The sequence below is a fragment of the Nakamurella sp. GG22 genome, assembly GCF_052976845.2.
The window spans coordinates 150,667-169,807 of record NZ_JBRIIO020000006.1; the positions used below are offsets into that span (position 1 = coordinate 150,667).

Annotated in this window: 14 protein-coding genes; 5 read left to right on the forward strand and 9 right to left on the reverse strand. The window is 67.6% G+C overall.

What is annotated here, in order from left to right; all coding sequences use genetic code 11:
• Nucleotides 1–2: 2 nt before the first annotated feature.
• Nucleotides 3–755 (forward strand): uracil-DNA glycosylase, encoded by a 753-nt coding sequence (locus ACVBEQ_RS09130; protein WP_447152615.1) that lies wholly within the window; start codon nucleotides 3–5, stop codon nucleotides 753–755.
• 76 nt (nucleotides 756–831) lie between these two features.
• Here ACVBEQ_RS09130 and glpK (ACVBEQ_RS09135) read toward each other — a convergent pair whose 3' ends face one another.
• The 3 genes from glpK (ACVBEQ_RS09135) to ACVBEQ_RS09145 all read right to left on the reverse strand — a co-directional run bounded on the left by glpK (ACVBEQ_RS09135) (nucleotide 832) and on the right by ACVBEQ_RS09145 (nucleotide 5,162).
• The gene (glpK, locus tag ACVBEQ_RS09135) at nucleotides 832–2,361 is read right to left on the reverse strand and encodes a glycerol kinase GlpK (protein WP_447152616.1); all 1,530 of its coding nucleotides are present in this window, start codon (nucleotides 2,359–2,361) and stop codon (nucleotides 832–834) included.
• A gap of 146 nt (nucleotides 2,362–2,507) precedes the next feature.
• Nucleotides 2,508–3,302, reverse strand: a complete 795-nt coding sequence (locus ACVBEQ_RS09140) for an MIP/aquaporin family protein (RefSeq protein WP_447152617.1) — start codon at nucleotides 3,300–3,302, stop codon at nucleotides 2,508–2,510.
• Nucleotides 3,303–3,443: 141 nt separating this feature from the next.
• A complete protein-coding gene (locus ACVBEQ_RS09145; RefSeq protein WP_447152618.1) occupies nucleotides 3,444–5,162 on the reverse strand; it encodes a glycerol-3-phosphate dehydrogenase/oxidase in 1,719 nt (572 codons plus the stop codon).
• Between the two features lie 379 nt (nucleotides 5,163–5,541).
• Between ACVBEQ_RS09145 and ACVBEQ_RS09150 the strand changes: the two genes are divergently transcribed.
• The gene (locus ACVBEQ_RS09150; RefSeq protein ID WP_447152619.1) at nucleotides 5,542–6,312 is read left to right on the forward strand and encodes an IclR family transcriptional regulator; all 771 of its coding nucleotides are present in this window, start codon (nucleotides 5,542–5,544) and stop codon (nucleotides 6,310–6,312) included.
• Nucleotides 6,309–7,859 (forward strand): glycerol kinase GlpK, encoded by a 1,551-nt coding sequence (glpK, locus tag ACVBEQ_RS09155; RefSeq protein ID WP_447152620.1) that lies wholly within the window; start codon nucleotides 6,309–6,311, stop codon nucleotides 7,857–7,859. The genes ACVBEQ_RS09150 and glpK (ACVBEQ_RS09155) overlap by 4 nt, the downstream gene beginning before the upstream one ends.
• Before the next feature lie 144 nt (nucleotides 7,860–8,003).
• Here the strand turns inward: glpK (ACVBEQ_RS09155) and ACVBEQ_RS09160 are convergent, their stop codons facing one another.
• Nucleotides 8,004–10,592, reverse strand: coding sequence for a putative bifunctional diguanylate cyclase/phosphodiesterase (locus tag ACVBEQ_RS09160; protein WP_447152621.1), 2,589 nt, complete (start codon nucleotides 10,590–10,592; stop codon nucleotides 8,004–8,006).
• Nucleotides 10,593–11,241: 649 nt separating this feature from the next.
• Here ACVBEQ_RS09160 and ACVBEQ_RS09165 point away from each other — a divergent pair.
• Nucleotides 11,242–12,144: a bile acid:sodium symporter family protein gene (locus tag ACVBEQ_RS09165; protein WP_447152622.1), complete on the forward strand. Its 903-nt coding sequence runs from the start codon at nucleotides 11,242–11,244 to the stop codon at nucleotides 12,142–12,144.
• 49 nt (nucleotides 12,145–12,193) lie between these two features.
• Here ACVBEQ_RS09165 and ACVBEQ_RS09170 read toward each other — a convergent pair whose 3' ends face one another.
• From ACVBEQ_RS09170 to ACVBEQ_RS09190, 5 genes are all read right to left on the reverse strand, one after another.
• Complete coding sequence (locus ACVBEQ_RS09170; protein ID WP_447152623.1) at nucleotides 12,194–13,537, reverse strand: amidase; 1,344 nt, start codon at nucleotides 13,535–13,537, stop codon at nucleotides 12,194–12,196.
• A gap of 46 nt (nucleotides 13,538–13,583) precedes the next feature.
• Nucleotides 13,584–15,017, reverse strand: a complete 1,434-nt coding sequence (gene sthA / locus ACVBEQ_RS09175; protein ID WP_447152624.1) for a Si-specific NAD(P)(+) transhydrogenase — start codon at nucleotides 15,015–15,017, stop codon at nucleotides 13,584–13,586.
• 18 nt (nucleotides 15,018–15,035) lie between these two features.
• Nucleotides 15,036–15,356 (reverse strand): GroES family chaperonin, encoded by a 321-nt coding sequence (locus tag ACVBEQ_RS09180; protein WP_447152625.1) that lies wholly within the window; start codon nucleotides 15,354–15,356, stop codon nucleotides 15,036–15,038.
• A gap of 290 nt (nucleotides 15,357–15,646) precedes the next feature.
• Complete coding sequence (locus ACVBEQ_RS09185) at nucleotides 15,647–15,901, reverse strand: hypothetical protein (RefSeq protein WP_447152626.1); 255 nt, start codon at nucleotides 15,899–15,901, stop codon at nucleotides 15,647–15,649.
• Nucleotides 15,902–15,979: 78 nt separating this feature from the next.
• The gene (locus ACVBEQ_RS09190; RefSeq protein WP_447152627.1) at nucleotides 15,980–17,863 is read right to left on the reverse strand and encodes an alpha-amylase family glycosyl hydrolase; all 1,884 of its coding nucleotides are present in this window, start codon (nucleotides 17,861–17,863) and stop codon (nucleotides 15,980–15,982) included.
• A 223-nt stretch (nucleotides 17,864–18,086) separates the two neighbouring features.
• Here ACVBEQ_RS09190 and ACVBEQ_RS09195 point away from each other — a divergent pair, with 223 nt between their 5' ends.
• The gene (locus ACVBEQ_RS09195; protein WP_447152628.1) at nucleotides 18,087–19,052 is read left to right on the forward strand and encodes a PfkB family carbohydrate kinase; all 966 of its coding nucleotides are present in this window, start codon (nucleotides 18,087–18,089) and stop codon (nucleotides 19,050–19,052) included.
• Nucleotides 19,053–19,141 lie beyond the last annotated feature (89 nt).

The window sequence follows — 19,141 nt, forward strand, 5'->3', positions numbered from 1 at the left end:
TCGTGACCGACGGCCCGCCCCCGGATGAACCGTCGGTGCGGCTGGTCGCCGGCGGCGCTGGCAGCATCGCCGCGCTCGACGCGCTGATCACCGGCTGCCGGGCCTGCCCGCGACTGGTCGCCTGGCGGGAAGAGGTCGCAGCGGTCAAGCGACTCTCGTTCCGCGACGAGACCTACTGGGGGCGGCCGGTTCCCGGCCTCGGGCCGGACGACGCCGCGGTGCTCATCGTCGGGCTCGCTCCGGCCGCGCACGGCGCCAATCGCACCGGCCGGATGTTCACCGGGGACCGCAGCGGCGATGTGCTGTTCGCCGCGCTGTACCGGACGGGATTCGCGTCCCAACCCGTGGCCCGGCACATCGACGACGGTCTGACGTTGACCGGGCTGCGGATCACCGCGCCGGTGCACTGTGCGCCGCCGGCCAACAAGCCGACACCGGCGGAACTGCGCACCTGCTCGGCCTATCTCGAGCGGGAGCTGGAACTGCTGGCCCCGACGGTCCGGGTGGCGGTCACCCTGGGCGCGATCGGCTGGGCGGCGCTGCTCAAGGCGCTCGGCGACGCCGGCTGGACCATCCCGCGGCCCCGGCCGGTCTTCCGGCACGCCGCCGAGCTCCCCCTGACCCATCCCGACGGCCGCCGGTTGACCGTGCTGGGCTGCTATCACGTCAGCCAGCAGAACACCTTCACCGGACGCTTGACCCCGGCCATGCTCGACGAGGTGCTGCACCGCGCCCGTCAACTCGTCGACGGGTGACCCACTCTCGACACAACAACCCCGGGCCGGACGCTGCTGCGTCCGGCCCGGGGTTGTCAGGTACTGCTGTGGGAGGTCAGTCCTCCAGGACGTCGTCCGCGTCGACCCAGTCGAAGGTCTTGGTGACGGCCTTCTTCCACTTGCGGTAGATCTTGGCCCTGGTTTCCTCGGACATCTGCGGCTCCCAGCGCTTGGACTCCGCCCAGTTCGTCCGGATGTCGTCCTCGGACTCCCAGAACCCGACCGCGAGACCGGCCGCGTAGGCAGCGCCCAGGGCAGTCGTCTCGGCGACGACCGGCCGGATCACCGGAACACCGAGCAGATCCGCCTGGAACTGCATGAGGTGCTCGTTCTGCACCATGCCGCCGTCCACCTTGAGCGCGGTGAGGTTGACGCCGGAGTCGGCGTTCATGGCGTCCAGCACCTCTTTGGTCTGGAAAGCGGTGGCCTCGAGGACGGCCCGGGCGATGTGCCCCTTGTTGACGTACCGGGTCAGCCCGACGATCGCACCGCGGGCGTCGTCACGCCAGTACGGCGCGAACAGACCGGAGAAGGCGGGGACGAAGTAGCAGCCGCCGTTGTCCTTCACGGTTGCGGCGAGGGTCTCGATCTCCGGTGCGGAGCTGATCAGGCCGAGGTTGTCCCGCAGCCACTGGACCAGCGATCCGGACACCGCGATGGACCCCTCCAGGGCGTACACGGTCGCCTTGTTGCCGATCTTGTAGCAGACAGTGGTCAGCAGGCCGTTCTTCGACGGGACCTTCTCCGTGCCGGTGTTGAGCAGCATGAAGTTGCCGGTGCCGTAGGTGTTCTTGGCCTCGCCCTTGGACAGACATGCCTGCCCGAAGGTGGCCGCCTGCTGGTCACCCAGGATGCCGGCGATGGGTACGCCGTTGAACGAGCCCTTGGGACGACCGTTGCCGTAGACCTCGGACGACGAACGGATCTCCGGCAGCATGGACAGCGGAATGCCCATGTCCTTGGCGATATCGGCGTCCCAGCTGAGCGTGTCCAGGTCCATCAGCATCGTCCGGGAGGCATTGGTCGGGTCGGTGACGTGCAGGCCACCGTCGACGCCGCCGGTCATGTTCCACAGCGTCCAGGTGTCCATGTTGCCGAACACCAGGTCGCCGGCCTCGGCCTTCGCCCGTGCACCCTCGACGTTGTCCAGGATCCACTTGACCTTCGGGCCGGAGAAATACGTCGCGAGCGGGAGCCCGACCTTCGCCTTGTAACGGTCGGCGCCGCCGCCGAGATCACCGAGCTCGTGCACGATCGCGTCGGTGCGGGTGTCCTGCCAAACGATCGCGTTGTAGACGGGCTGGCCGGTGTTCCGATCCCAGACCAGCGCGGTCTCCCGCTGGTTGGTGATACCCACGGCGGCAATGTCGGACTCGGTGAGGTCGACCTTGCCCAGTGCGGCCGCGGCGACAGCCCTGGTGTTCTCCCAGATCTCGATGGCGTTGTGCTCGACCCAACCTGCCCGGGGGAAGATCTGCTCGTGCTCCCGCTGATCGACCGAGACGACCCGACCCTCACGGTTGAACACCATGCACCTGGTCGATGTCGTTCCCTGATCGATTGCTGCGACGTACTTTTCACTCATCTGCGCTTACATCCCTTTCGTCACTTCATCTTTGGAGGACTGATGCTTTGAAATCGCGCCGCGATGTTGACGACCGGGCGCTCGTGAATCGAGGCCGGCGGGCGGGACCAACTGGGATCCGCCACCGGCTTCGGGCGGTGCATCTGTCAGGCAGGAGGGGGCACTTCGGCAGCGGGCGCCGGCGTGGGGACCGGGAAAAATTGAGCCCAGTCAAGTGCCTTGAACGCATAGGCGGCCAGGGCTGCCCCGATCAACGGCCCGACAATCGGCACCCAGGAGTAGCCCCAGTCCGAGCTGCCCTTGCCCTTGATCGGCAGGATGGCGTGCGCGATACGCGGACCGAGATCGCGAGCCGGGTTGATCGCGTACCCGGTGGGGCCACCGAGAGAGGCACCGATGCCAACGACAACCAGTGCAACGAACAGTGGTCCGAGACCGGAAGGTGTGCCGCCCGACACCAGGATGAGGAAGATCAGCACGAAGGTGCCGATGACCTCGGTGACGGTGTTCCAGCCGTAGCTACGGATGGCCGGACCGGTGGAGAAGACGGCGAGTTTCTTGCCCGGGTCCTCCTCAGCATCGAAGTGATCTTTGAATGCCAGCCAAGCGAGGACCGCACCGATGAAGGCACCTAGAAATTCCGCTGCGTAGTAGATCAGCGACTGCTGGAACGTGATGTCGCCGGTGATCGTCAGCGCCAAGGTCACAGCAGGATTGAGGTGAGCCTTGCTCTGGAAGGCCACGTACACGCCCATAAAGACGGCAAGTCCCCAGCCGAAGTTGATCAGCAGCCAGCCACCGCCCTCGCCCTTGCTGCCCTTGAGGATGGCCGTGGCCACAACGCCACAGCCGAGCAGCAGCAGCATGGCTGTGCCCGTCACTTCCGAGACGAAAATCGTCCCATTCGAGATGTCCAACGCTGACCTCCTAGAGAGAACCATCCGGCATCGGCGCCGATACCGGAAAAACGGGCATTGTTCATGCCAATCCCCGTGGAACCTACGCCACTTCGGTGACCTGCGTCACGGATGACGCGGTGCTGTTATTGCACCGTGACGAGGTGATCCGCGCTCCGAAGATGATCACCCGGCGCCCACCCGGACGTCGGGCGCGCCGAGCCGTGCGGCGTCGGCGGTGCGATCGTCCGGCTGTACCTGCGACTCTCGCTCCGCGGCCACCCTGGCCCGGTAGTGCTCCACCTCATCGGCGACCGCCGCGGCGTCCCAGCCGAGCAACGGAGCGACAAGATCGGCCACCTCCTGGGCGGCGGCCTCACCCCGGTCCCAGGTGTCGATCGAGATCCTGGTGCGGCGGGCGAGGATGTCGTCCAGGTGCAGCGCCCCCTCGTGCGAGACGGCGTACTTGGCCTCCACCTTGAGGTACTTCGGCGCGGTCGAGAGTGGTTGGCCGAGTTCCGGATCCGCCTCGATCATGTCCAGCAACTCGCTGACTGCGCTGCCGTACCGGCCGAGCAGATGCTCGATCCGCGGAAGATCCAATCCAGTCCGCTCCGCGAGCCTCGCTCGGGTCGCCCACAGCGGCTTGTACCCGTCGGCACCGATCAGCGGGACCTTGTCGGTGATCGACTTCTCCACCGTCCCGGGCAGTCCTTTCGCGGCCTCGTTGACGGCGTCCTCGGCCATCACCCGGTAGGTCGTGTACTTTCCGCCGGCCACGATCACCAGTCCCGGTACCGGCGAGATGACGGCGTGCTCCCGGGACAGCTTGCTGGTCTGATCCGACTCACCTGCCAGCAGCGGACGCAGCCCGGCGTAGACGCCGACGACATCCTCACGGGTGAGCGGCTTTTCCAGCAACGCATTCGCGTGCTCGAGGATGTAGTCGATGTCCGAACTGCTGGCCGCCGGATGCGCGAGGTCGAGGCTCCACGGGGTGTCGGTCGTGCCGATCACCCAGAAGTCCTCGCTCCACGGGCACGGGATGATGAACAGCAGGCTCTTCTCGGTTTCTGTGATCAGGCCGGTCTTGGATTTGATCCGATCCCGCGGAATGACGATGTGCACGCCTTTCGAGGCCTGCACCCGGAATTGGCCCTTACCGCCGATCATCTTCTGGATGTCGTCGGTCCAGACACCGGTCGCGTTGACGGTCTGCTTTGCTTTGACCGAGATTTCCTTGCCGGATTCCAGGTCTTTCACCGTCGCACCGATCACCCGGTCGCCGTCGCGCAGCAGCCCGACAACACGAGCACTGGTCGCGACGTGCGCACCATAGGCGGCCGCCGTGCGGGCGATCATCATGGTGTGCCTGGCATCGTCCAGTTGGCCCTCGTAGAACTTGATGGCGCCCTGGATGTGTCCCTTCTTCCCGTCGGGGAAGCTCTCCAGGGTCTTGGACTTGCTCATGTGCTTGTGGTGCGACGGCACGCCCTTGCCGGCACCGAGAACGTCGTACACGCCGATTCCGAGGCCGACGTAACCACGGTCGATCCCTTTTCGTTCCAGCGGATAAATGAACTCCACCGGCTTTGCCAGGTGCGGGCACAGCACATCCAGGATCAGCGAACGCTCGCGGAGCGCCTCGAACACCAGAGAGAAATTGAGCTGCTTGAGATAGCGCAGTCCGCCGTGCACCAATTTGGAAGAACGGCTGGAGGTCCCGGCCGCGAGATCGCGGGCCTCGACGAGGCCGACCGTCAGCCCCCGGCTCGCGGCGTCGAGCGCCGCACCCGCGCCCACCACCCCGGCGCCGATCACCAGGACGTCCAGTTCACCGGCCGCCATATCGTCCAGCGCCTGCTGCCGGGACTGCGGGCTCAACTGCGTTGTCGTGAAACTCATCCGTCACGCTCCTACCGAATCGTTGTCGCTGGGGGGCCAACTGTTCCTGACGGGATCAACCGCGCTCGCGCGGTACCCGTGTCTGCGGTGGGTCGTCGGCTGCTGACCGTCCGCTATGGGGTGATGACGACATACCGGCGCGCTGGAAGAGTGCGGGAAAATTCCTCGTGCCCGCGGACCGCGAACGCCGCATCCCACCGCCTCCTTGCGCCGGTTCACATCATTGCCCAGCAATCATCGGCACGCGACCGTATCCGCGCATCTCCCGCAGCCACAACACGCACCGTTCGGCAATGCCGAACCGCGGACGGCACTCGCGGCCGTCGGCGAACGGTGAACACGGTGCGACGACCCGACAGCGGGCGGCTAGCCTGGGCTGGTGCCGGGCAGCGTGCAGTCGGTGGAGCGAGCCGCCGCGATCCTGCGTCTGCTGGCCGAGGAGGACGAGCCCGTCGGCCTGTCCCAGATCGCCGCGGCGCTCGGACTGGCCAAGGGGACCGTGCACGGCATCATCCGGACGCTGGAGGATGTGGGCTTCGTCGAACAGGATCGCGCGTCCGGCCCGTACCGGGTCGCCACCGAGGTCTTCAGGTTCGGCTGGACGCGGCTGGATTCCAACGAGCTGCGGTCGAAGGCATTGAACTGGACCGACGCGCTCGCTGCCCGGACAGGGGAGTCCGCCAGGGTCGCCGCCTTCACCAACGGCAGAGCCGTGGTCGCCCATCATGTTTTTCGTGGCGACGGCGGCAACCAGGTGCTCGTCACCGGATCGGTGGTGCCGCTGCACGCCAGTGCGCTCGGAAAGGTGCTGCTCGCCTTCGATCCGGGAGCCGCACGCAGCATCGCGCATCACCATCTGCCGCTGCTGACCAGCCGGACGATCACCGACAAGGTCGCGCTGCAACGGGAATTGGCGTCGATCAGGGACGAGGGCTGGGGTGGGTCCGTCGGCGAGGAGCAGCCGGGCATCGCCGGTATCGCCGCACCCATCCGGGACCGCGGCGGGTATGTGGTGGCGGTGGTGGGCATCGAGGGCTCGGTCGACCGGATCTGCGACGAGCGATCGCGGCCGCGCAGCGCGCTGGTCAGCCAGGTGACCAGGGCCGGGCGGTCCATCTCCCGCGAGCTCGGGCACGGGCGGGACTGGTGAACGCCACCTACGTCGCCGCGCTCGACCAGGGGACGACGTCCACCCGCTGCATGCTGTTCGACCGGCAGGGCCGGCTCGTCTCCATCGCCCAGCGCGAACACCACCAGTACTTCCCGCGGCCGGGATGGGTCGAGCACGATGCGGCCGAGATCTGGTCCATCGTGCGGAGAATCGTGCCGCAGGCACTGGCCGAAGCCGGTGTGGAACCCCGCCAGGTGGTCGCGCTCGGGGTGACCAACCAACGTGAGACGACGGTGGTGTGGAACCGCAGGACCGGCGTGCCTGCCGGCCGGGCGATCGTCTGGCAGGACACCAGGACACGCGGGCTGCTCGAGCGGATGGGCCGCGAGATCGACACCGACGCGGTCCTGGCCACCACCGGATTGCCGATGGCGGCGTACTTCTCGGGCTCCAAGCTGCGGTGGATGCTGGACAGCGACCCGACGCTCCGGCCGGCCGCCGAACGCGGCGACCTGCTCTTCGGCACCATGGACAGCTGGATCACCTGGAACCTCACCGGCGGGCCCGGCGCGGGCGGCCGCGGCGCCGGTGGCGAGGAAGGGCTGCACGTCACGGATGTGACCAATGCCAGCCGGACGATGCTGATGGATCTGGAGACGCTGGACTGGGATGACGGCCTGCTCAGCGCCTTTGGCGTCCCGCGAGCGATGCTGCCGCGGATCGTGCCCAGCATCGGCCGGATCGGCACCACCGTCGACCCGCTGCCCGGCATTCCGATCGGGGCGGTCATCGGCGACCAGCAGGCATCGCTGTTCGGCCAGACCGCCTTCGAGGCGGGCGAAGCGAAATGCACCTTCGGTACGGGCAGCTTCCTGTTGCTCAACACCGGGACCGAGATCGTCCGTTCCACGCACGGTCTCATCACGACGGTCGCGCACAAGGTGGACGGTGAGCCGGCCGTCTACGCATTGGAGGGCGCCGTCGCCGTCGCCGGCGGCCTCGTGCAGTGGTGCAGGGACAACCTCGGGTTGATCCGGTCGCCGGCCGAGATCGAGACCCTCGCCGCGAGCGTGCCGAACAACGGCGGTTGCTACCTGGTGCCGGCCTTCTCCGGCCTGTTTGCACCGTACTGGGACACCGCCGCACAGGGGGTGCTCGTCGGTTTGACGTCCTTCGTCACCAAGGCACACATTGCGCGGGCGGTCTTGGAAGCGACTGCGTGGCAGACCATGGACGTCCTCGAGGCAATGAACGCGGACGCCGGCATCCCGGCTCAGTCGCTGGCCGTCGACGGCGGCATGACGGCGGACAACCTGCTCATGCAGTTGGTCGCCGACGCGCTCGACATTCCTGTGGTGCGGCCGATGATGGCCGAGACGGTCGCCCTCGGCGCGGCCTACGCGGCCGGACTCGCGCAGGGCTATTGGCCCGACCGTCAGGTGCTGCGCAGCCATTGGCACCGGGCCGGCGAGTGGCGGCCGAAGGTTGATCCCGCACGGCGGGCAGCGGAGGCGGCCAACTGGCGGCATGCGGTCGGAATGGCCAGGGCGTGGGGTCAGCGCCCGGGAGTGTCAGACCCGAACTAAAAATGATGGTGCCGTCGGGAGGAATCGAACCTCCCGCATCGCCCAAGCTCGACTGCCGCGCGCAAAAAGCACACCGTCTGTCGGCAGTAAACCACCATCGCATCCAGGGCCGGCCATGTAGTACCAACGGTAGACGCAGGTGACCTATTCCCGCGCTGCCCGAAGGGGTAGACCGGGTGTGCCGTTGGCGACATCGTTATCAAGAGCAACATCGTGTGCCCGGCGGCCGTCCGGCTCCAGGCGCCCCATGGGCGCCTGGGTGCCGTGCGCGATCAGCGCGTCCAATTCCGCGGCCGGCGCCGGCCGGGCGTAGAGGAAACCCTGGACGAGCTGACAACCCAACTGCCGCAGGATGTCTGCCTGCTCCACCAACTCGACCCCCTCCGCGGTGACCAGCAGGTCCAGGTCGCGCCCGAGGGCCAGCAGCGCCCGCAGGAACCGTTCGGCCGACGGATCGGTGTGGATGTTCGCGACGAACGCGATGTCGATCTTCACGGCCTGCAGTGACATCTGACGCAAGCTCAGCAACGAGGAGTAGCCGGTGCCGAAATCGTCCAGCCAGAGCTGCACACCCATCCGCCTGAATCGCTCGGCAACCTGCTGCGCCAGCGCTGTTTCCCCGAGCAGTGCGTCCTCGGTGATCTCCAGGATCAACCGGTCCGGCCCGAGGCCGTGCCGCCGCAGGATCGTCGCCACCCGCCGCGGGAAGTCCCGATCCGTCATCAGGCCGGGGGGTGCGTTGACGCCGATCCGAAGATCCGGCCGGAGGCACCGCAACGACCAGTCGGCGAGTTGTGCGCACGCCCTGTTCAACATCAGGTCGGTGAGATCCGGCAGCAGGCCGAGCCGGCCGGCGAGTTTGATGAAGTAGTCCTGCGGCACCGTCTCGCCGCCGACCCGCCAGCGGGCGAGTGCCTCCACCGAGTGCACCCGACCCGTGCGCAGGTCGATGATCGGTTGGTAGACGCACTCGATCGCACCGGACTTCATCGCCTCGATCAGCAGCGGCCGGTAATGCAGATCGGCCGCCTCCGGCAGCACCATCGACGGGTCGTAGATCGCCAACTGGCCCTTGCCGGCACGTTTGGCGGCGTACATCGCGATGTCGGCCCGGGAGAACAACTCGTCAAGGGTCGGCGTCAGCTGGCTGTCCTGCACCTCCGCGATGCCGATGCTCGCACCGATCGACAGTTCGTCACGGCGCAGGGTGAACGGCGTCCCCAATGCCTCGACGATCCGCGCGCCGACCGTCACGGCGTCGAGGTCGCCCTCGATCAGCACGGCGAACTCGTCTCCGCCGAACCGCGCAACCGTGTCGCTGGTCCGCATGGCGCCGCGCAGCCGCTCGGCCACCCGGATCACCAGTTCGTCACCGACGGGGTGACCGAGTGTGTCGTTGACGGCCTTGAAGTCGTCGAGATCGATGAAGAGCAGGGCCAGCGGCCGCAGGCTCCGCCGGTGCAAATCCAGGGCGTGGGTGACGCGATCGGTGAACAGCGCGCGGTTCGGCAGGCCGGTCAACTGGTCGGCGAAGGCCTGCCGCTGCAGCTCGCGTTCACGATTCTCCAGATGACGGGTCAGCGCCTGGTTGTCGCGGATGGTCAGGTACTGGCGCAGCAGCACGCCGATGAACGTCAGGATCAACAGGACGCCGGCAACCCGGTCCACACCCATCTGCACCCGGGCGACGCCGACCACGACGAGGGCGATGGCCAACGGCACGTAGGGCAGCGAGCTGGCCCGCCGCGACCGCTCCGGGAAGTCATCACCGCCGGTAGCGGTCAGCATGCTGCGCACGTGTTCGTCGGGTGACGGCCGATCCCGGCCGGCCACCGCCGCGCAGGCGATCAACCCGAACCCGACCGTCCACCCCAGCGTGGTGATCGACCCCGCGGCGAAGTTCCCGGACGCGGACTCGAAGGCATAGAAGCCGTCGGACACGGCGATCAGCGCCATCGCAGCGGCGACCGCGGCGAGGCTCGACCGTCCGTCGCCGACCCGTCTGCTCGCTCCGAGGATGACCATCGTCAGCACGACGACGTCACCGCACGGATACGCGAGATTGATGAACGTGGCCAGCCGGTCGGTCCCATTGGCCGCCTCGGCCAGCGCGCCGACCGACGTCACCCAACTGATCACGAACAGCGAGCTGCCGATGATGAACGCGTCGAGCAGCGTCCGGATCTGGTCGGTGTGTCGGCCGTCCGACGGCCACACGGCGACAGCCATCACCGCGGTGAACGCGAGGAAGAAGAAGTCGGCCGCCGAGACATCCGGGACTTCCACCGCCTGCACCAGCTCCACGTAGCACCAGTACAGCTGACCGATCGCCCAGAAGCCGCACGCGATGGTCACCAGCAACCAGGCGCGCCGGTGAGACCGGGTGTGCCGGCGCACCACCATCGCGGCGGCGACGGTCGCGAAGACCGCCATCACCAGCTGGGCGAGATTGTTGACCCAGGCCGCTTCCAGCGAGTCCGGCCCCGCGATGTACGACACCAGGTAGCCGCTGACCGCGACGGCCGCGACGAAGATCGCGGCGACGATGACCTGCGGCCGGCGCCAGCGCGAACGGGCCGCTGCATCCCCAGGGCCGATCCGGTTCGCCTCGGTGCCGGTGAGCGGCAACCCTGACGTTCCCCGGTTCGGCAACACAGTGCCCGACGGCTGTGGGTACGGTGCATCCCCGTCGGGAAGGGTCGGCGCAGCCAACGGGACGTCGGACGTGGTCACCGGACATCCTCCGCCTTCACGCCTCGTCTCGGCCGTGAACGGGATGGTCCCGTTTCGGCGGATTGCGTGAATCCTCAGGTTGTCTGGCCCGGAGCCGTCCGGGCAACGCCACGCGCGGACTTCCATCGCCGGAGCCGCAGACTTCACTCTCTTCAGCGTTGCGTGACCAGTCAGTTACTTAGCGTGCACAGGCGTGCCCGTTGAACAACTCGCTCCTGCCCAGGGCGCATGCCATCGAATTCGACTGGGACCAGCTGACAGCCGAACCCGGCCTGTGAATGATCGATGCTTCTCTGACGGTCAAGTGGCACGGGCGGCCGCGATGAGTGGGTGCAGCTCTCGTGCGAGGTGCCGCCTGATGCACCGCATGATCTCTCGTTTGCTCTGAACGCTCGTGTCTGTGCCTGTCACCGCGATGTGTGCCACCTCCGGTGTGGACAGGATCGGGTGGCGGGCCGCTCGGGCGGGTCGACAACACAGTGCGAAAGGGTCAGGCCGTCCCAGCGCTCGCAGGCATTCTGAATGTGGAAGTCGACAGCTTCGGGGTCGGCGGACTCTCACGGACGCCGACAAGGACGCTGCACATGACAAATGGCAGTGTTGCCCTTCCGTGCTACCGCCGAGGCTGCCAAAAGGCCACACTGACCCAATGGGCTCATCCTTGACGACCATCGGCTTGCCCGTCGCGCTTGGCATCATCATGTTTGGGCTCGGCCTCACCCTCACACGCGGCGACTTTGCCAGGATCGCAAAACAACCCAAAGCCGTTCTGATAGCTCTCGTCTGCCAAATTCTGCTGCTGCCGGCCCTGTGTTTCGGACTGGTGCTTGCTTTCGGGCTGCCGCCGGTCTTGGCAGTCGGCATGATGCTGCTGGCCGCCTCGCCCGGTGGGACGACGGCGAACCTCTACAGTCACCTGTTCCGCGGCGATGTCGCGTTGAACATCAGTCTCACCGCAATCAACTCGGTCATCGCCGTCCTGACGTTGCCCCTGGTCGTCAATCTTTCCCTTTCCTACTTCCTGGCTGCGGATGACCAGATCACATTCCCGATCGGCAAGGCCGTCGAGGTCTTCGCGATCGTGCTCGTGCCGGTCGCGGCCGGCATGTTTGCAAGATCGCTGCGACCGGCCTTTGCCTCTGCCATGGACAAGCCGGTTCGCATTGCGTCGGTGGTGATCCTGGCGGTGGTGATAGCCGGGGCGATCGTGAGTAACCGCGAGCTCCTGGTGGAGAACTTCAGGCAGCTCAGCCTCATCACCGTGGTGTTCTGCCTCTGCAGTCTCACCGTTGGCTACTGGGCGCCCCGAATCCTGGGCGTTGGCAAGAGCCAGTCGATCGCGAGTTCCTTCGAGATCGGCATTCACAACGCGACGCTGGCAATTGTGATCGCCCAGACGGTCATAGGCAGCATCGAGATGTCCCTGCCGGCTGGAGTTTATGGCGTCTTGATGTTCTTCCTCGCCGCAGGATTCGGGTTCCTCATTCGAGACAGGTCGGCCACAGCCGACTCCGCAACACCGACCTCGGGGTCGTCGACACCCGCGCTCTAGCCTGCACTGGCACCGCGATGACGGCGATCAGAACGGCGCGCTCCGAGAGTCACCGTCCCGGGCTCACTCTCGGCCATGGACGGTGCTGTTGGATTTGTGCAGCAATGGACAGAATCAGCGATTCCTGACCCGGCGGGGCGGCAATCTGCACCGCCATCGGGGTGTCGGAGTGAGGATGTAGCCCAGTCGGCACACTGGCGGCCGGCCACCGGAACACGTTCCACTGCGCTGAGTACGGCGCAAAACGCATGTCGGAATACGTGTTGATCGGCCAGGATCTCTTGCTCCGCAAGGTGGCGCGCGCCGGCGGGTGGGCCAGCGCGGGAGTGATCACCGCGTCGAACGTTTCCAGCATGTCGCGCACCCTTGCTTCGGCACGGGCCAGGCGCATTTCGTCGACCAGTCCACCCCGCAAAACGAGCCCGCCGATGGCAATGTGGGTGCGGGTCCGCCGTTGCAGCAGACGCCGGTCAAGTCCCCGCGCATCGATGGCCGACCCCCCGAGCCAGCGGGCAATGGGTGCCATCACCGGGTAGTACAACCGGCAACCAACCGTGGTGTGTCCGAGATCTGTGAGCAGCCCAGCGATGTCATGAGTGGTACCTACCCAATGCGGGTCAGTCCGCCAGAACGCGACCGGGGAGCCGGCGGCCACCGCGATCCGCAGGTCGCGGGGCGGCGCGATGTCGGACAGGTCGGATCGATCGGCCAACACCGAGAGCATCAGCGCTGCATCTTCGACAGTGGTAGCCAGCGGGCCGTTCTCTGCCACCCCGAACCACGAGTTCGGTCCGAGTTCGGCCGGCACCACGCTCTGTCCCGGCTTGATGCCGAACACGCCGCAACTGGCCGCCGGGACCCTGATCGAGCCCATTCCGTCGGCTCCGTGCGCGATCGGCACCATTCCCGCGGCCACCGCGGCCGCGCTCCCTCCCGAGGATCCGCCAGGAACCCGGTCGGTGTTCCACGGGTTCCTGGTGATCGCTGCCGGCGAGTCCGTGCTGCCCCAGATACACAACTCGGGGACCGCGGTGATCCCGACAACGATCGCCCCCGCGGCCCGTAACCGGGCCACAATCGGGTGATCAACCACCATCGGCTCGGCCGATGTCGCTCGCGAGCCGTTGCGCAGTGGCTCACCGGCGACCGCGACGTTGTCCTTGATGGCCACCGGCACTCCGGCGAGCGGCAGCCGTGCGCGGTCCGGGCTGCGATCAATCGCCGCGGCTTCGGCCAGCGCCGCTTGGCCGCGAACGATCACGAACGCATGAATAGTGGGGTCCCGATCGGCAATCCGATTCAAGGCTTCGGTGACGGCCTCGACGGCCGTGATCGACCCGGCACGCACCCGGGCAGAGATCGCAGCCGCTGTGAAATCGCCGGTCCACGCCATCGGCCGATTATCACCGCAATCGGATTGCCGGCGGTCAGCGGCAGCGTTACTCCGGCAGCGGCGTGAAGGACCCCGTCTGGGTGACCTTCGCGATCGCACGCATCTTGTTGACCGCATCCAGTGCGGCGACCTTGTACGACTCGGCCAGCGTCGGGTAGTTGAAGACCGCGTCGACCAGGTAGTCGACGGTGCCGCCGCAGCCCATCACCGTCTGCCCGATGTGCACCAGCTCGGTGGCGTTCGTGCCGAAGACGTGCACGCCCAGCAGTTCGCGGGACTCACCGTGTACGAGGATCTTCAGCATGCCGTAGGAGTCGCCCAGGATGGCCCCGCGGGCGAGTTCGCGGTAGCGGGAGATGCCGACCTCGAACGGCACGTTCTGATCGGTCAGCTCCTCCTCGGTCCGTCCGACGTAGCTGATCTCGGGGATCGTGTAAATGCCGATCGGCTGTAGGTCGCCCAGCTTGTTCCCGACCGGTTCCCCGAAGGCGTGGTACGTGGCGCGCCGGCCCTGCTCCATGGCCGTGGCCGCGAGCGCCGGAAAGCCGATCACGTCACCGACGGCGTAGATGTGGTCCACCTCGGTCTGGAAGTGCTCGTTGACCTCGATGCGGCCCCTGTTGCTGGCGGTGACACCGGCCGCGGCGATGTTCAGCTCGTCGGTGACACCCTGCCGGCCGGCCGAGTAGAGCACTGTGTCCGCGGGGATCTTCTTGCCCGACTCCAGGATGGTCAGCGTCCCGGCGGGGTGCTTCTGCACCTCGCGAACCGACTCGGAGAACCGGAACGTCACCGCCAGCTCGCGAAGCCGGTACTGCAGCGCCTCGACGATCTCCTTGTCGCAGAAGTCGAGCATCCATGCCCGCTTCTCCACGACGGTGACCTTGGTGCCGAGCGCCGCGAACATCGACGCGTACTCGATGCCGATCACGCCCGCGCCGACCACCACCATCGAGGAGGGCACCTTGTCCAGCCCCAGGATCTGATCGGAATCGACGATGGTGCCGCTATCGAAATCCACCGAGGACGGTCGTGCCGGTTTGGTGCCGACGGCGACGACGATCTTGTCCGCGGACACCTCCTGCTGATGCCCCGCCTCGTCGGTCACCGTCAGCGTGTGGGGATCGGTGAAGACACCGGTCCCTCTGATCAGCGTCACGTGATTGCGGGTGAGCTGGTTACGGATGACATCGATCTCGCGTCCGACGACGTGTTGCGTCCGCGCCGACAGGTCAGTCACCGTGATGTCGTCCTTGACCCGGTAGGACTGCCCGTAGAGCTCGCGCTGGTTGAGACCGGTGAGGTAGAGCACCGCCTCGCGCAGGGTCTTGGACGGGATGGTGCCGGTGTTGATGCAGACCCCGCCGACCATGTCCCAGCGCTCGATCACGGCAGCCTTGTAGCCGAGTTTGGCGGCGGCGATGGCGGCCTTCTGACCGGCGGGCCCGGACCCGATGACGATCATGTCGTAGTGATCCATGTCGATCGCTCCCTCTCGCTATAAGTAAAGCCCTGTACCGCCGCGAGCGCGCTCGCTGGCCACCGCCTGGAGGTCACGTTCGCGCAGCACCAGGTAGGTCTCGCCGGCGACCTCGACCTCGTACTGGTCCTCGGGGCTGAACAGCACGCGTTCCCCGAGTTTGACGGACCTGACATGCTGGCCGACGCCGGCCACCTCACCCCACACGAGCCGCTTGGCCATCTCGGCGGTTGCCGGGATCAGGATGCCGGTCCTGGTGGTCCGCTCGCCCGCGCCACCGGTCATCTTGATGAGGATGCGGTCGTGCAACATCTGGATGGCGAGCGGGGCGTCGGACATCGGCCGAGCGTAACCGGCCCCGGATACAGGTCGACCCCGGACGGCTGCCAGGTCGGGGGTCCGGCAGCTGTCCGGGGTCAATGGTCATATCGACGGAAGTCCGTCTGGCGTTACACCGTGCCAGACAGGAAATTCTTCGTCGGACATCTGCGCCATCACAGGGTCACGCGACGCACGTGCGCGATCACCCGGAGCGGGAGTTCCTTGCTCCAGGTGGCCGCGAGGTGCTAACGCCTGCGTGGTGCGAACGTCGATGTTCTTCGAGCAACGTTCAGATCAACGATTGTTGATCAGCGCTGCCAGAAGCCCTGCGCCTGCGCCATGGTGCGCAGCTCGTCGCGGACGGCCGGGGTGGCGGCGCCGTCGATGGCCTTGTTGATCTCGCGACGGGTGCGTGCGCTGTCGCGGTGGTTCCGTACAACCTGACTGATGCGGCTCATGATCGTTCCCTTCTGATGCACTGCTGTGGTGCGGTTGGTGCTTGCACTGTGTATGACGCTCGGACCGACCAGAAAGATGCCAAATCGTCCGGTGAGGCTGGACACATCCCGATGATCTTCCGGTGATTGCCTACTTCTACACTCTATTCGCCGTCAGCAGGTCTGTCATGCGGATGTGAGGGGTCAGGCATAGGCGGCGAAACCGGCGGCGGGCAGGCTCACCTGGACGGCCATTCCGTTGCGTTGCTCGACCCCCACCGTCAACGGTGGGCCAGGCGTCGTGGCGTGCAGTAGCCGCAACGTGTCGGCGGGGCGGTGCAGGCCCGCATCGACGGTCACCCAGGCCTGACGCGCGCCGGCCGGGTCGGTGTTGATCAGGCACAGCACCTCGCGGTCGGCGAGGATCCGCGACCAGCCGATCACCCCCAGGAGCGGGCCGCCGAAGCCGGTGGGCAGCCCGAACGCCGACCCGTCGCCGGAGATCTGCCGCAGGTACTGCCGTCCGCGCCGGAGCGCGGGCTCCCGGCGGCGCAGCTCGAAGAGGCCCGACATCACCCGGTAGCCGTCCGACGACTCGTCGAACAGGTGCCGGTCCCGCGAGCGGAACGGCCCGAACTCGCCGCCGAACAACGCCTCCCTGATGTAGCGGTCGGCGTTGGTCCCTCCTCCACTACCGTCCAGATGCTGCTCGGTGCCGTAGTAGAAGCACGGGATCCCGAGGGTCGTCGCGTTCATCGCGGCGATGGCCGGCAAGCGGGCGCGGCCGTCCGTGATGGCACCAAACCGTGATTTGGTCCCGCCCTGGCGGACCTGGTCGTGGTCGTCGAACGAGGTCACCACGGTATTGCGCAGCCACGTGTGCGAATCCTTGCCGATCAGCTCCGAGTTCCGGAACAGCGAGAAATACTCGACCGGATCGGCAGCGCCGGTGGCCGCGTTGTTCAACTGCTGCTGCACGTCGGCCAGCCCGAGCGCGGCATCCAGACCAGTGAGCTGCATGGTCGCGACGGCTTCCGGCCGGGAGCCGGTGATCTCGCCGACCAGCAGGAACCGGTCCTTGCCGATGGACTGCGCGAACTCGTGGACCACCGAGCTGAAGTAGCGGGTGGCACCGCGGTCCATGTGCTTGACGGTGTCGACCCGGAACCCGTCGAGATCGGCGAACGCGATCCACCAGCAGTAGGCCCTGGTCAGCGCCCGCAACGCAGGCGACGGCCGGTAGTCGTCCAGCGGGCCGCCGCCGTGCGCGATGTCCTTGAGCCCGATGAAGTCGCCGTCCAGGTACTCCGGCGAATGGTCCCAGTCCGAGATCCGGCCCTTCCGGGAGAACGCCTCCGCGTCCTGCAGCTCGGCGGGAGACACGGCGCCGTCCGGCCACAGCGCTGCCGCGGCCGCCGGGGTGAAGGGCTCGATCCCACCGGTGGCCGAGCGCCAGCCGGCGACCGGATACGGCGCCCCGTCCCACCGGGGGTCCACCGGGGTGATCGGCGAGGTGCCGGTGGCCGGGTAGCGCGTGGGGTCGGACAGGTCATAGGCGAAGACATCGCCCGCGTGGTTGAGCACCACGTCGAGGATCACCCGAAGTCCCGCGGCATGGGCCGCATCGACCAGCGCGGCAAGGTCCGCGTCGGTACCGAAGGCGGGCTCGACCGCGAGAAAATCCTGGGTGGCGTAGCCGTGGTAGTTGCTCTGCTCGCCGGCCGGCGGGACGGACTGCTTGAGGACCGGGCTGATCCACAGCGTGCTCACGCCGAGCCGGCGGAGATAGCCGATCTTGCTCCGCACCCCGGCGAGGGTCCCGCCGACCCGGTTCACCCCCGCCAGTCGCCAGCGCTCGGCGTCGCCGGCCGACCCGATCGCGTTGCCGTTGTCGGCGGGCTGGAACGGCGGTGTCGTGCCGGCCACCGGTTGCCCGTCGAGCCCGCGGTAGCCGTCCTCGCGGCCGTCGGAGAAGCGGTCGACGAGCAGGAAGTAGAGGACCTCGTCCTCCCAGGCTGACGGCGAGGGCGTCATGGCGCGGGCGGTGACCGTCGCGAAGTCGAGTTCGGCGACCCGGCGAACTGTCATGGTGGTGTCCTCTCGGTGACCGGATCACGTCGATCCGGGTCGGGCGATCCAGTCATGCGATCCGGCCGGGCGGTGCGGTCGGGCGGTGCGGTCGGGCGGTGCGGTCGGGCGGTGCGGTCGGGCGGTGCGGTCGGGCGGTGACTCGCCCGCCGGCCCATGGTCAGGACACGGCCGGGCGCACCCGGATACACCGCATCCACGGTTGAACCGGAAGGATTGCAGGGTGCCCGCGCCGACCGCCTCCGGAACGCCGCTCGGCGTCTTCGTCGGCCTGTGCACGCTGGACGTCGTGCACCGCGTCGATCGGGTCGCGGGAGTAAACGAGAAGGTGACGGCGCACCGTCAGGACATCGCCGCCGGCGGGCCGGCCGCCAATGCTGCGGTCACCTTCGCGGCGCTCGGCGGCCGGGCGTTGCTGATCACCTCGCTGGGCTCCGACCCGCTCGCCCGGCTGATCGGTGACGAACTCGGGGCCAGCGGTGTTCGGGTCTTCGACGTCACCCCGGATGGGACCGACGCACCCGCGGTGTCCGCGATCGCCGTCAGCGAGTCGACCGGGGCGCGATCGGTCACCTCGATCGATGCGACCGCCAGGACGGTGCACCCGCCCGAAGACCTGCAGGGCCTGCTCGACGGTGCTGCGGTGGTGCTCCTCGACGGGCACCATCCGGCACTTGCCAGGGCCGCGTTGCGGGCCGCGGGCCGGCTCGGCATCCCCGTCGTGGTGGACGCCGGCCGGTGGAAACCGGTGATGGCCGACCTGCTGCCGCCCGCGGCGCACGTCGTGTGCTCCGCCGACTTCCGGTGGCCGGGCAGTGCGACTGCCCAGGACTCCGCGCTGGCGATCAGATCCGCCGCGGTCGCCCCTCCAGCCCCCCCGACCGACGGCGGGCAGGTGGTCGCGGTGACCCGCGGGGCGCAGCCCGTCCTGTGGTGGCAGGGCGACGCATCAGGACAGGTTCCGGTGCCCGCCGTCCGGGCCGTGGACACCCTCGGCGCCGGTGACGCCTTCCACGGTGCCTACGCCCACCTCGTCACCGACCGCACCCTGACGACCCCCGAGCGGCTGGCCGGGGCGGCGCAGGTCGCCGCCCTGCGGGTATCGGTGGTCGGCCCGCGCGCGTGGTTGCCCCTGCTGCCGGGTGCCGGAGCGCCCGATCCCACAACGACCCAGGATCAGCGCGGTTGAGCCGCGCCTGGCAGGAACACCCGCATCGTTCCCGGACGTGCGCCATCCGGAAAAAGCTCGCGCGTCCGGAGAAAACTTGCGCGGTCAGA

Excerpts from the sequence above, each read along its gene's own strand:
- ACVBEQ_RS09140 (WP_447152617.1), bottom strand. The coding sequence starts at position 3,302 with ATGGTTCTCTCTAGGAGGTCAGCGTTGGACATCTCGAATGGGACGATT.
- ACVBEQ_RS09165 (WP_447152622.1), top strand. The coding sequence starts at position 11,242 with ATGGGCTCATCCTTGACGACCATCGGCTTGCCCGTCGCGCTTGGCATC.
- ACVBEQ_RS09145 (WP_447152618.1), bottom strand. The coding sequence starts at position 5,162 with ATGAGTTTCACGACAACGCAGTTGAGCCCGCAGTCCCGGCAGCAGGCG.
- ACVBEQ_RS09190 (WP_447152627.1), bottom strand. The coding sequence starts at position 17,863 with ATGACAGTTCGCCGGGTCGCCGAACTCGACTTCGCGACGGTCACCGCC.
- ACVBEQ_RS09180 (WP_447152625.1), bottom strand. The coding sequence starts at position 15,356 with ATGTCCGACGCCCCGCTCGCCATCCAGATGTTGCACGACCGCATCCTC.
- sthA (WP_447152624.1), bottom strand. The coding sequence starts at position 15,017 with ATGGATCACTACGACATGATCGTCATCGGGTCCGGGCCCGCCGGTCAG.
- glpK (WP_447152616.1), bottom strand. The coding sequence starts at position 2,361 with ATGAGTGAAAAGTACGTCGCAGCAATCGATCAGGGAACGACATCGACC.
- ACVBEQ_RS09170 (WP_447152623.1), bottom strand. The coding sequence starts at position 13,537 with ATGGCGTGGACCGGCGATTTCACAGCGGCTGCGATCTCTGCCCGGGTG.